The organism is Flaviramulus basaltis (assembly GCF_900114265.1).
GTDB lineage: Bacteria > Bacteroidota > Bacteroidia > Flavobacteriales > Flavobacteriaceae > Flaviramulus > Flaviramulus basaltis.
The window spans coordinates 1,047,721-1,060,524 of sequence record NZ_FPKV01000001.1 but is presented as its reverse complement, the minus strand read 5'-3'; the positions used below and the strand labels follow the sequence as shown (position 1 = coordinate 1,060,524).

General features: G+C 30.4%; 17 protein-coding genes. All 17 read right to left on the bottom strand.

Going from position 1 to position 12,804, the window contains the following annotated elements; all coding sequences use genetic code 11:
- Positions 1 to 2 precede the first annotated feature (2 nt).
- Positions 3 to 422 (bottom strand): arsenate reductase ArsC, encoded by a 420-nt coding sequence (locus BT151_RS04875; protein WP_072400620.1) that lies wholly within the window; start codon positions 420 to 422, stop codon positions 3 to 5.
- A 55-nt stretch (positions 423 to 477) separates the two neighbouring features.
- Positions 478 to 993: a GNAT family N-acetyltransferase gene (locus BT151_RS04870; RefSeq protein WP_262494239.1), complete on the bottom strand. Its 516-nt coding sequence runs from the start codon at positions 991 to 993 to the stop codon at positions 478 to 480.
- On the bottom strand, positions 953 to 1,450 hold the full coding sequence (locus tag BT151_RS04865; protein WP_072400618.1) for a DUF6428 family protein: 498 nt from the start codon (positions 1,448 to 1,450) through the stop codon (positions 953 to 955). The genes BT151_RS04870 and BT151_RS04865 overlap by 41 nt, the downstream gene beginning before the upstream one ends.
- 55 nt (positions 1,451 to 1,505) lie before the next feature.
- The gene (locus tag BT151_RS04860) at positions 1,506 to 1,829 is read right to left on the bottom strand and encodes an ArsR/SmtB family transcription factor (RefSeq protein ID WP_072400617.1); all 324 of its coding nucleotides are present in this window, start codon (positions 1,827 to 1,829) and stop codon (positions 1,506 to 1,508) included.
- Positions 1,830 to 1,921: 92 nt separating this feature from the next.
- Positions 1,922 to 2,374, bottom strand: a complete 453-nt coding sequence (locus tag BT151_RS04855) for a TM2 domain-containing protein (RefSeq protein WP_072400616.1) — start codon at positions 2,372 to 2,374, stop codon at positions 1,922 to 1,924.
- A 96-nt stretch (positions 2,375 to 2,470) separates the two neighbouring features.
- Positions 2,471 to 3,235: a sulfite exporter TauE/SafE family protein gene (locus BT151_RS04850; protein WP_084647862.1), complete on the bottom strand. Its 765-nt coding sequence runs from the start codon at positions 3,233 to 3,235 to the stop codon at positions 2,471 to 2,473.
- A gap of 31 nt (positions 3,236 to 3,266) precedes the next feature.
- On the bottom strand, positions 3,267 to 3,653 hold the full coding sequence (locus tag BT151_RS04845; RefSeq protein WP_072400615.1) for a VOC family protein: 387 nt from the start codon (positions 3,651 to 3,653) through the stop codon (positions 3,267 to 3,269).
- Positions 3,654 to 3,668: 15 nt separating this feature from the next.
- Positions 3,669 to 4,040 (bottom strand): VOC family protein, encoded by a 372-nt coding sequence (locus BT151_RS04840; RefSeq protein ID WP_072400614.1) that lies wholly within the window; start codon positions 4,038 to 4,040, stop codon positions 3,669 to 3,671.
- A 19-nt stretch (positions 4,041 to 4,059) separates the two neighbouring features.
- On the bottom strand, positions 4,060 to 4,515 hold the full coding sequence (locus tag BT151_RS04835) for a DUF1801 domain-containing protein (protein WP_072400613.1): 456 nt from the start codon (positions 4,513 to 4,515) through the stop codon (positions 4,060 to 4,062).
- 7 nt (positions 4,516 to 4,522) lie between these two features.
- The gene (locus tag BT151_RS04830) at positions 4,523 to 5,029 is read right to left on the bottom strand and encodes a DUF4199 domain-containing protein (RefSeq protein ID WP_072400612.1); all 507 of its coding nucleotides are present in this window, start codon (positions 5,027 to 5,029) and stop codon (positions 4,523 to 4,525) included.
- Positions 5,030 to 5,136: 107 nt separating this feature from the next.
- Positions 5,137 to 5,547, bottom strand: a complete 411-nt coding sequence (locus BT151_RS18920; RefSeq protein WP_072400611.1) for a response regulator transcription factor — start codon at positions 5,545 to 5,547, stop codon at positions 5,137 to 5,139.
- Between the two features lie 9 nt (positions 5,548 to 5,556).
- The gene (locus BT151_RS04820) at positions 5,557 to 6,492 is read right to left on the bottom strand and encodes a 2-hydroxyacid dehydrogenase (protein WP_072400610.1); all 936 of its coding nucleotides are present in this window, start codon (positions 6,490 to 6,492) and stop codon (positions 5,557 to 5,559) included.
- 122 nt (positions 6,493 to 6,614) lie between these two features.
- Entirely contained in the window at positions 6,615 to 7,988 is a 1,374-nt protein-coding gene (mgtE, locus tag BT151_RS04815) for a magnesium transporter (protein WP_084647861.1), read from the bottom strand.
- 20 nt (positions 7,989 to 8,008) lie between these two features.
- A complete protein-coding gene (gene rsmA / locus BT151_RS04810) occupies positions 8,009 to 8,803 on the bottom strand; it encodes a 16S rRNA (adenine(1518)-N(6)/adenine(1519)-N(6))-dimethyltransferase RsmA (protein ID WP_084647860.1) in 795 nt (264 codons plus the stop codon).
- A gap of 65 nt (positions 8,804 to 8,868) precedes the next feature.
- Positions 8,869 to 9,192, bottom strand: a complete 324-nt coding sequence (locus tag BT151_RS04805) for a DUF4286 family protein (protein ID WP_072400608.1) — start codon at positions 9,190 to 9,192, stop codon at positions 8,869 to 8,871.
- A gap of 34 nt (positions 9,193 to 9,226) precedes the next feature.
- Positions 9,227 to 11,002 carry a tetratricopeptide repeat protein gene (locus BT151_RS04800; protein ID WP_072400607.1) on the bottom strand — a complete coding sequence of 592 codons (1,776 nt, stop codon included), beginning with the start codon at positions 11,000 to 11,002 and terminating at the stop codon, positions 9,227 to 9,229.
- A 505-nt stretch (positions 11,003 to 11,507) separates the two neighbouring features.
- Positions 11,508 to 12,779 carry a serine--tRNA ligase gene (gene serS, locus BT151_RS04795; protein WP_072400606.1) on the bottom strand — a complete coding sequence of 424 codons (1,272 nt, stop codon included), beginning with the start codon at positions 12,777 to 12,779 and terminating at the stop codon, positions 11,508 to 11,510.
- Positions 12,780 to 12,804 lie beyond the last annotated feature (25 nt).

Here is a 12,804-nt window from a genome sequence, read left to right as displayed (position 1 = left end):
TTTTAAAAATACTCCTCAACAAACTCTTTAAAATAAGATTTAATTTCTTCTCTGGCTTTTAAGAATGCTGTGTTTTTTTCTTCTTCACTACCAACTACTTTTGAAGGGTCAAAAAAGTTATGATGTAATCGTTTTGCATTCTTGCTTGGTATAAAAGGACAGTTTTCGTTAGCGTGATCACAAACTGTGATTATATAGTCAAAATCCACATTAGCATACTCATCTACATTATTTGAGGTGTGATTAGAAATATCTATACCATCTTCTTTCATAATAGCTAAAGCGCCTGGGTTTAAACCATGTGTTTCTATACCTGCGCTATATACATTTACTTTTCGGTTATCTAAAAAATGATTTAAATAGCCATGAGCCATTTGGCTTCTGCATGAATTACCTGTACACAATACTAAAATGTTTTTCATAATAACTTATTTCTTCAAAATGGATTCCTGGTTAATTGGGAATGACAAAATATTTTTAATTAACTACTTTACTTCTTCTTTCTAGAAGCTGGTTATCATACCATTTTCCATCTCTTTTACCAATTTTTTCTCGAATTCCAACAATTCTAAATTCACATTTTTTATGCAAATTGATACTTGCTATGTTTTTAGAAAAAATATTGGCTTGTAATGTCCAAAAACCATGAGCTTCACTTTTTACAATTAAATGTTTTAATAAGGTTTCGCCAAAATTATTTCCTCTAAAACCTTCTGAAACATAAACACTAACTTCAGCAACGCCTTTATAAACTTCTCTTTTTGAAACAGATGATAAAACAGCAAAACCAACTACTTCATTATTAAAAATAGCTACAATTCTACAATTAGAAATGTACTTATCATCCCATTCTTTCCAATTAGGACATTCAATTTCAAAAGTCGCAGTACCTGTTGCTATACCTTCTTTATATATTTTTGAAACTGTGTGCCAATCGGTTTTTAATAATGTCCTAACAACAATTCCCATTTGGTGAGCAACAAGGTTCGTCACTTTCTAAAACAGTCTCAAATGCTTCAGGAACACCACAGATTTCCTTTGCTTTACAATCTGTTTTCTCAATGGCTAACTTAATTGTTAAATTATTTCCTTGTATTTCAAAATCGTTAACAAAAAGTTGTGCTGTATGAAAGTTTAAATTACTATATTCAAACTTAACCTCGGCATCCAAAACGTAAGGCTTCATAGCTCCAACCTTTTTTAGAATAGCCAATGCTTTGTAAGCACTCATGTATTCTGTTTTACCTAATTCGCTAGGGCTTTCCCAAAGTTGAATAATGGTTTCTTTCCAAGCATCGGTTTGAGAACCACAATCAACAGAATCAACAGTTAAATGCTTTACTTCAGTAATATGATAATTTCCGCCTACTAATTGGTCTGGTGCATATTCAAACAATAAAAATTTCTCTTTATGTTGTTCTAATACGTTAAAAAATTCTTGTGTTTTCATATGAATCTATATTTAACTTTTGTATTTTATTAAGTTGCTAAATGCCGATTATCGGCTAGCAACAATTAGATTTTGTGGTATTAAAAAACACATTTAATTGGTTTTGAATGGTTGTCCATCGTTCTACATTAATACAATAACACATGCTTTTACCTTCTACTTCGCCTTTAAGCAAACCAATACTTTTTAGTTCTTTTAAATGCTGAGAAATAGTTGCTTGTGCTAAACCAATTTCTTCCACTAAATCGTTACAAATACATGTATTTTGATTGCTTATATACTGTAAAATAGCTACTCTAGCTGGATGTCCTAGCACTTTAAAAAATTGTGCTAAATCATTTTGCTGTTCGGTAAATATTTGTGTTTTAGTAATTCCCATTTCTTATAATTATATATTGCAATATTACGATGTTAATTCTAAATAAAAAAGTCAAAAGATATTTTTTTGACTTTTTTATTTTATGCATTTGATTAAAACCAAGGCTTTTTACCTACTTGATAGGTATTATAAAATTCCTCATCAGATTTTGTTAGATAAATAATACCTTCTATTAATCCTATAATTCCAGTAATTCCAGCACCTAAACCACAGGTTATAAAACCAAGAATAAAGGTAACAACTAACATAATAATTCCTTCTTTATTATAGCCTAAAATGAATTTATGAACTCCTAATGGACCTAATAAAATAGCTAAAATACCTGCTAGTATTTTTTTATTTTCTCCGGTAGCTTTATCAAATGTTTCTTTTGCACTGTCTGCAAACTCAGAAGCTGTTTCTTTAGCTTCATTTGCAAATTCTTTAGCTTTTTCCTTTGCTTCTTCAGCAAATTCTTCTGCTTTATCAGCTGCCTTTTTAGCGCCTTCTTTTGCATCGCCTAACATATCGTTTAGGTCGTCGCTTAAATTTTTTTCATCAGACATAATAGTAATTATTGATTAGTGGTTTTAAAGGTAGCAAAAAATTAAATTCACTACTAACTATATGTCTTTCAAATTATAATAACGTTACAAAATAATTTATCTGAACAATAAAATAATGCCTCCAATAGCCGTAACTATTAATATAAAACGTCTGTAATTTACATTTGAAATAAGCTTAACAATATATGCGCCTAAGAAAAAGCCAATAATTACAGCAGGAATTAAAACAGAATTTAAAACAAGTGTTTCTACAGTTACTGTTTTCCAAACAAAAAAGTGAAATGGTAATTTAAATACATTTATTATAAAAAATAACCATGCAGCAGTACCAATAAATTCGTTTTTTGGATAACGCATAGCAAGAAAATAAACGTTTGAAATTGGGCCCGCCAAATTGCCAATCATGGTTGTAAATCCTGCTAAAAAACCCGCTACTATACCAAACCATTTATTTGTGGGCACTTTATTAGATTTTCTAATTTCCAGATAAAACATAACAATTGCAGACATAATAATCATAATTGCCATTAATCTTTTAAAAATGATTTCTGAAACGTCATTTCCAATCCAAACGCCAATTAAAACACCAACAATCATCCATGGTAATAGCTTTTTTATAATATCCCATTGGGCGTGACGATTATAATAAATAACTGCAAAAACATCAGCACATATTAACATAGGAAGCAGAATACCTGTTGATGTTTTTTCGCCAAAAATAAGAGCAAGAATAACAACAATAATAATACCTATGCCTTTAATTCCAGATTTAGATAAACCCAATAAAAAAACTGCAAAACCAATAGCTATCCATTGCAATGCAATTAAATGATACGATTGAAGTATTTCTAAATAAGACAATATATTTTATTGAAACTTTATAAAAACGAATTTACAAAAAAGCGCTATCAATAGGTTCCCAAAGTTCTATTTTATTACCATCATTATCTAGAATCCAACCAAATTTTCCGTATTCGTATTCTTCAATTTCTCCAACAATGGTTACGCCTTCTTCTTTTAAAACTTTAAGTAATTCATGTAGATTTTCTACACGATAATTAAACATAAAGTCTTTTTTTGAAGGCTCATAATATTTAGTGTCTTCTGCAAAAGGACTCCATTGTGTTGAACACTCTTTTCCTTCTTTATCTTTCCACAAAAAGGTACTGCCGTAATCATTTGTATTAAAACCTAAATGTTTTTTATACCAATCTCTAGATGCTTTTGGATCTTTGGTTTTAAAAAATAAGCCACCAATTCCTGTTACTCTATTTTTCATTTATTATATTTTAAATTATACATGTTGGTCTATAAGTATGGTATTACCATCTGGATCATGCATGACGATACTTGCTGGCCCAGAAGTGTTTTCGTCAATTTCTTTTTCTATCTTAATATCGTTTACTTTTAAGTGTTTTTGAATGGCTCTTACATCATCAAAAGGTTCAACTTTATTGGCGCTTTCATCCCAACCTGGATTAAAAGTTAAAATGTTTTGCTCAAACATACCTTGAAACAAACCTATAAGTGCATTGCCGTTTTTCATTATTAAATATTTTTTTTCAATATCTCCTGCAAACACACTAAAACCTAATCTTTCATAAAAATCTCTTGAAGCTTTTATGTCTTTAACACTTAAGCTTGCTGAAAATGCTCCTAATTTCATATTGTAAACTTTTAATTATTTATTTTTTAATTGCAGATTCATAAATATTTATCCATTCTTGAACGGACATTTTTCTAGTTAATTCTCCTATCAATTCAAAAGGTATTTGGTCTATTTTCTTGAATCGGACACAACTTTTACCCATGTCTAATTTTGCTTTACAATGTTTGGGATATTCTGCCACAAACCAATCATGAATTTCTTTTTTTGAATAGATCCCGCTATGATAAAGATTTATAGAATTCTTCTGCGATGCAAAACTCATAAAAGGTAAAGGATCTGTTGGATTACAATGGTAGCCATCTGGATAAATAGAATGCGGAACATAATAGCCTATCATGCCATAAATAATACCTTCTTCAAAACCCTTAGGTAAATTATCATTAATAACTTTTCTTAACCTTTTTAGAGCATCTTGCCTTTCCTCTGGAACCTGACTGATATAATCTTCTGGTGATGTCGCTTTATACTGCATGAGTAAATTATTTACGTTGAAGTATTAATCCTGAAATTAAAGATATAACAAAACCTATTAACACCACAGTAAAGAACATTAAAAACGCCATAAAACCAGAACCTCCATAATCTTCCATTTGCTGTTTAAGTTCTACTTTTTTAGCTTGAAATTCTTGTGAAGACAACGTGTTTTCCATAGTTTTTAGGCTAGTTTCTAAATACTCGTTAGCAAAGTCTGGATTTATTAAAGTGGTGTAAATATAATCTGCAATACCAACACCTACACCAACTAATGCTGATATTAATACACCAATAACAATGGCTTTTCCTATTGAAATTGTACCTTCATTAACATGGTCTCTGTAATGCTTAATACCAAAAAAGACAAATGATAAACATGCCACCATAGACACGTAGCCTAATATCTCTTGAGTAGAATAACTTAACCCTTTACCAAATAAAATACTAGATAAAAAAATTATAAGTCCAGCTATAAGTCCATAAAACCCGTACTTAAAAATTGTGCTTTTCATAATTTAGTTTTTTAAAGTTGAACAGCTCAAAAGTAGATAGAAAGAGGGGTTTTGAAGTCATACTAAAGTACCAAAATACTTAGAATTAGTATGAAACTAATGAATTATTATATAATTTGATACTCTTTAGCTATTTGTAGCGCTTGGGTTCTACGTTTTGCATTTAGCTTTACTAGCAAATTAGAAACATGCGTTTTTATAGTACTTTCTGAAAGAAATAATTTATCTGCAATTTCTTTATTTGATAAACCTTCTGAAATAGATTGAAGCACCTCGTATTCGCGTGGCGTAATTTCTAGTTCGGATATTTTTTGATGGTTTATTACTTTAGAATCAACAACTGTTTTATGAAGACTTTTTTTGTTGATGTAAATACCAACTATAAAAAAGATAATAGCAATTATTGCTATAACAAATTCCGTTTTTAAATTGCCGGAATTAATGGAATAACTGCTAATTTGAAATAACAGTATTAAAGCTAGAATAAGCAGTGAAAAAACAAGAATGGTTTTTTTCATGCTTTAAAATTAACAAAATTTCTCCTTAATTTTATCTACAATGGTTTGGGCCAACTTTTCTTTACTTTCTATAGTCCAACCAGCAACATGCGGTGTTAACAAAACATTCTCCGCTTCAATTAAATATTGAAATGCTTCTGGCATTTTTGAAGAAAATAAATTCTCAAATGATGCTTTTTCATATTCCAAAACATCAAGTCCTGTGCCTAAAACTTTTCCAGATTTTAAAGCCGAAACCAAATCTTGAGTTACCACACTTTTACCACGAGCTGTATTAAAAAACCAAAATGGTTTTGCAAACTGATTAATGAATTCTGCGTTAATCATATTTAAAGTTAATGGCGTTTGTGGTGTGTGTAAACTAACAACCTCAACCTTATCTTGAAATTCTTTTAGCGTTACTTGTTTTGCATTAGCATCTTCTACATTATCTTTTATATCGTAACACAAAACTTCAACATCAAACCCACGAAGTTTCTTTGCAAAAGCTTTCCCCATGTTTCCATAACCTATTAATCCAACCGTTTTTCCATCTAATTCTATACCTCGATTGTCTTCACGTAACCATTTCCCTTTTCTAACCTCATCATCCGCTTTGTTAAGCTTATTAAACAGAGATAGTAGCATTCCTAAAGTATGTTCGCCTACTGCGTTTCTGTTGCCTTCTGGTGCCGATATTAAATACACACCTTTTTTTTCGGCATAGTCACAATCTATATTTTCTAATCCTGCGCCAACACGACCAATAAATTTTAGGTTTTTTGCGGCATCAAGAAATTGTTTGTCGATGGTAAAACGGCTTCTTAAAACAATACCATCATATTTATGAATTTTAGCTTCAATTTGTTCTTTTGAAGACGAATAATCTTCGTGATTTGTGAAACCTAAATCGTTTAATTGATTGATTAATAATTCGTGATTTGTATCGAGGTGAAGGATTTTCATGTCTTAAAATTAGACTGTAAAATTACGAAGTTTTGCGTTAGGGATTGTAGTGGAAATCCTTTTGCTTTTTCTGCAAAAGATTGTAACGGAAAGCGCGACCCTTGTGGTAACGCCCTAATTTTTTAAAATCCTAAAATAAGCTTAGCTATTAAAAAGTAAATAAATATACCAAATACATCGTTACTTGTTGTTATAAATGGTCCTGTTGCTACTGCTGCATCTATACCGCGCTTGTCTAAAAAAATAGGGATAAAAGTTCCTATTAATGCCGCCATAATAATTACTGTTATTAGTGCTACACATATGGTTAAAGATTCATAATAGGTTGTATGGAATGCAAAATGACTTATTACAAGAACAATAGCTGCTATGGCCAACCCATTTACTAAGCCTAGTAAAAATTCTTTAAGCAATCTGCTTAAAATTTTACCGCTTATAGTCCCGTTTGCAAGTCCTTGAACTACAATCGCTGATGATTGTACACCCACATTTCCTGCGGTTGCTTGTATTAGAGGAATGAATATTAGTAGTACTGGAAATTTTACCATAGCATCGCTAAAACCATTTATAATACTTGCTGCTCCAAGACCGCCAAACATACCAATTAATAGCCATGGTAATCGCGCTTTTGTTAATTCCCAAATACTATCATCTGCCTCAACGCCACTGGTTATACCTGCTGCTAATTGATAATCTTTTTCTGCCTCTTCTTTCATGACATCTACAATGTCATCAATAGTAATTCTTCCTAATAGTTTCTGGTTATCGTCTACTACAGGAATAGCTTCTAAATCGTATTTAAGCATGACTTTGGCAACATCTTCGGCATCGTCATTAACATTCACACTATCTACGCTTGTAATATATATATCTGCTATTTTTTGTTCACTTTTTGCAACGATAAGATCTTTTAAAGAGAGACGACCAATGAGTTTTTCTTTCTTATCTACAACATAAATAGAGTGTACGCGAGTGACTTCTTTTGCTTGCCCTCTAATTCTACGAAGGCAACCTGCAACCGTCCAGGTTTCATAAACTTTAACCAATTCTTTTGCCATGAGTCCACCAGCAGTATCTTCATCATAGGCTAAAAGTTCTGTGATTTCGGCTTTATGCTCTTCGTCTTCAATATGAGCAATTACAGCTAATTGCCGCTCCTCTGATAATTCTGAAATAATATCGGCAGCATCATCAGTATCTAATTCTTCAATTTCTTCCGCAATTTCTTTAGCTGAAAGATTTTTTAAAACCTTTTCCCTATTATCCTCATCCATTTCCATGAGGATATCTGAAGTTGTTTCAGAGTCTAGAAGCTTGATAACATAAATAGCTTCTTCTAAATTTAATTCATCTAGAATTTCTGCAACATCAGCGTAATGAAACTCATCTAACAGCTTATGAAGCTCCTTATCGTTTTGTACTTCAATAAGTTGCTCTACTTGCTCAACAAGTTCTTCTGTGAGTTGAAATTGTATGTTTTCTTTTTCTTCTGACAAATTGAAAACTTTAAAAGGGTTTAAGCGTCCTTTTCAATTAATTGTGTAAGCTCTATAAACTCTTGAACACTTAATTGTTCTGGGCGTTTGCCAAATATACTATTTGCTTTTAAATTATCAGATAAATTGAATGTTTTTAAACTGTTACGAAGTGTTTTTCTGCGTTGTTGAAAGGCTGTTTTTACAGTTTTGAAAAATAGCTTTTCATCGCATGGTAAAGAATAATCTTCTTTTCTTGTAAGTCTTAATACTCCTGATTCTACTTTTGGTGGCGGATTAAAAACGTTTGGAGGTACCGTAAATAAATATTCTGCTTCGTAAAATGCTTGAACTAAAACGGATAAAATTCCGTAAACTTTACTGCCTTCTTTTGAGCAAATACGCTGTGCTACTTCTTTTTGAAACATTCCAGAAAATTCTGGAATTTGATCGCGCATTTCCAAAGTTTTAAAAACTATTTGAGTTGAAATATTATATGGAAAATTGCCTATAATAGCAAAAGGTTCTTCTTTAAAAACCTGATTTAAATCGTACTTTAAAAAATCTTTTTCTATAATTCTTGGAGCCAGATTTAAGTAGTTTGCTTGTAAATACTCTACCGATTCGGTATCAATTTCAATAACATAAGTAGTTACATCTTTTTTGAGTAAATATTTAGTGAGCACTCCCATACCAGGACCAATTTCTAAAACATTTTTATAACCTTTTAGGATTAATGTGTCCGCTATTTTTTGTGCTATAGATTCATCATTTAAAAAATGCTGACCTAAATATTTTTTTGCTTTTACCTGATTTTGGTTTGTGTTATATGCCACGGAGTTGTATTTATGAGTAAAAATAAACTATATAAATGGATTCCTGTCTTTGCAGGAATGACAAGTTACTTAAAGTTTACAGTATACTCATCAATTATTTCAAGTTCGGTTCTAAAAGACAACATTTTATCTGCAAACTTTTTCATGCCTTCATTTCTCAGTTTTTCTGCATCTTCTTTATAATATGCATCTAAGGCTTCACGTGAATATGCTCTGTATTGAACTGAATATGTAACACCTCCCATATCTTCTTCAACCAAAACTTTGGTAAGCGTTGCTTTATCAAATTTACCTGTTGCTAAAACTTGCGGTATGTGTTCTTTTATCCACATAAGCCATTCATCATGAATGCTTTCATCAATATTTGTTGTTACGTTATATATGTACATAAAGAATTTTTCATTTTTTAAATCCTGTAATTATCTAATTTATAGCATCACCTCGCAAAGCTCTAAATCGTTTTCTAGCATCTACAAAATAAATACTATCTGAATGATTAAAAATAATTTGCTCGTATAAGGCTTTTGCTTTTTCTGGCATATTTAAATGCTTTTCATAAATTTCGGCTAAATTAAAATAAGCATCGTCTATTAAAATCCCTTCTCTATAATTCGCAATTATATTCTCATAATTTGCTTGAGCTTTTTCAAATTGTGATTTTAACTGAAATAATTGGGCTTGTTTGAATAAGGTTTGAGCAATTATAGGTTCTGTTTTATGCTCGTTTAAGATTCTATCTAGCAAATTAATAGCGTCATCATTCTTGTTTTGAAAGGCTAATAAATCGGCTTTTGCATACATTTTTAGTGCCGTTTGAAGGGAATCTTCATATTTATTATCAGAAATAAGAAGTTTTAAATCTAAGGCATCATTAGCTATTAACTGAGATGTTGATGACTTTAAAATTTTAAGCTGAGATTCTGCCCATTTAAAATCACCTTTATAATAACTTGTTTTTGCAACCTTAAATCTTGCTTCCTGTGAAACAGTGCTATTTTTTAAATTACGCTGAATTTGTGTGTAATAAATTAAAGCTTGATTAAATTTTTCTTCCAAAACTAAAACATCTCCAAGTTCTAATTTTACTTCAGCTTTTTGCAATTCTGTGATTGGTAATTTTAAAGTCTCTTCTAAAAATGAAGTTGCTTCATTGGTTTCATTCATATAGAAAGCCAAAAAATGGGCATACGCAATTTGCAAATTTAATGTTTGAGATTGTTTACCAAATGTATTTATAAGCTCTAAATATTTGTTTTTAATTAAAGTGTAATTGTCTTTTGAGGATTCTTTAATTTCTAATTGAAGCAAATTATTGTAAGCATCAAGTTTAGTATCTGCATCTTGAGCAGTTTCTGTAATATAAGTGAAGATTTCTTTAGCTGTTTCATTCTCATTTTCATTTAACGATATTAATGCCAACTCTTCAATTCGACTTAATGTTTCTGGATTTCTATTAAAAATTGCCTTTTCTTGAATAAATGCTTTTTTAAAATCTTTTTGTTGAATAAATAACCAACTTAACAACTCATTCCATAGTAAATTGGGCTGTTGTTGTATTTTTTTAAGCAGAATTTTCCTGAATAAAATGTTGTTTTCATTATTACTGTCTTCTGTTATAAAATCGTTTAATGCTCTCTTTACGTCTCTAACAGCAACAGAGTTAGTTTCGGCAAAATTAACGTAACTGTTAAACATCTTTTCAATATTCCCTTGCTCTCCATAAATTTGTGCCAATTGCACGTTAAAATTATAGTCAGGATTTATTACCATGGCTTTTTCGTAAACTATTATGGCTTCATTTAAAAGTGAATGGTCTTGAAAATTTCTTGCAACAGAAAATACATTACTTGCTCTTAAATCTATACTCTCTATAGCTTTTTGGTAATTAATATTTGCGTTTACTAGATCGTTTTTTAGCTGATAATTATACCCTAATTCAACCATAAAAGCAGGATAATTAATGCGTTCTATTAGTTTTATTATAAAAGCCTCTGCTTCATTATATTGTTCTAACTGTTGATGTGTACTTATTATTTGATTGATATAATTAATATTTGAAGTCGATTCTTGGTAAAGTTTATTATACTCTATTAAAGCTTTTTCGTATTCACCATTTTTAAAATATTCTTTGGCAATAAGATCGCTTTGAGATATTGCAGAAGTTGTTATAAAAAAGAATATTATTAAAAGAAGTCTCATGTTGTAAATATAACCATTGTGTTTTTTAGTTATTGTAAATATTTTTATAAAAAAATGCCCGAATAAAATTCGGGCACTAACCAACCAAAAATAATGTTCTATTAACTATTGTTAATTAAATACTCGATTGGGGACAGCCTTAAATTTCTGTATAAACAGAAATGACTATTTTAAAAAACCTTTAGTAATTGCTTCTTGAAGATTGTTTTCAACAAATTCTTATTTACTCACAATAGCAGTTTTATTATTTTCAGATTTGACAATTTCAAAATCTGAAAATAACACTTTACTTGCGAAAAAAATAAGAGCGATTAAAATCACAATGCGTTTAAAATTTTTCATGGGTTAGCAGGTTAAATATTTTTGGTGTTGCTAACTTGATAAATAAATTTCAAAACACAAAGAAAATGAAGAAAAACTCGTTTAACAACGGTTTTATTTAACACTTTGTCGATAATATATTCTAAATCATATCTTTTGGTAAGATTTTACTTTCTTATTGTCCCTAATCAATAATATTAAAACCTGTATAAGGTTGAAGCGCTTCTGGTATAACTATACCCTCTTTTGTTTGATAATTTTCTAAAATACCTGCAAGTACTCTAGGTAGCGCTAAAGAACTCCCATTTAAAGTATGTGCTAATTCGTTTTTACCTTCACTATTTTTAAATCGAAGTTTTAAACGATTTGCTTGAAAAGTTTCAAAATTAGAAACTGATGATATTTCTAACCATCTATCTTGTGCTGTTGAAAACACTTCAAAATCGTAAGTTAACGTAGATGTAAATCCTAAATCACCAGCACATAAACGTAATATTCTATATGGTAATTTTAATTCATCTAAAATGCTTTTTACATGATTAACCATTTCATCTAAAGCTTCATGTGAACGTTTTGGATGTTCAACTCTTAAAATTTCAACTTTATCAAATTGATGTAATCTGTTTAAACCACGAACATGAGCACCATAACTTCCTGCTTCACGTCGAAAACAAGGTGTATAACCTGTAATACCAATTGGTAATTCGCTTTCACTTAAAACCACATCTCTAAAAATGTTAGTTCCTGGCACTTCGGCTGTTGGTATGAGGTATAAATTATCTTCTGTAACATGATACATTTGTCCTTCTTTATCTGGTAATTGTCCAGTACCAAAACCCGAGGCTTCGTTTACCAAATGTGGTAATTGATATTCTGTATATCCAGCTGCAGTATTTTTATCTAAAAAATAAGCAATTAAAGCACGCTGTAATCTTGCGCCTTTACCTTTATAAACAGGAAATCCTGCGCCTGTAATTTTATTACCAAGCTCAAAATCTATAATGTCGTACTTTTTTGCTAACTCCCAATGTGGTTGGGCATTTTCGTGTAACACTGGTATATCGCCAGCTTTAAAAATCTCTTCATTATCTAACTCAGAATTACCACTAGGAACTAATTCATTAGGAATGTTAGGAATTTTATAAAGCAATTGGTTTAAGGCTTCTGTTTTAGCATTAAGTGATTCAGAAAGCTCTTTTGAAGCTTCCTTTAACTTACCCGATTTTTCTTTTAATAAATTTGCTTTTTGGGCTTGTCCAGATTTATATAAATCTCCAATTTCTTTAGATAGCGTATTAGATTCAGCTAAAGTATTATCTAATTCTGCTTGAATACGTCTTCTATCTTCATCAAAATCGATAACATCATTAATCATTTTTGTCGCATCGATACTTCGTTTCTCTAAGCGTTCAATTACTAATTCTTTGTTTTCTCTAATAAAAGTAACCTGTAACATGTATTGAAAATTTAAGCGACAAATT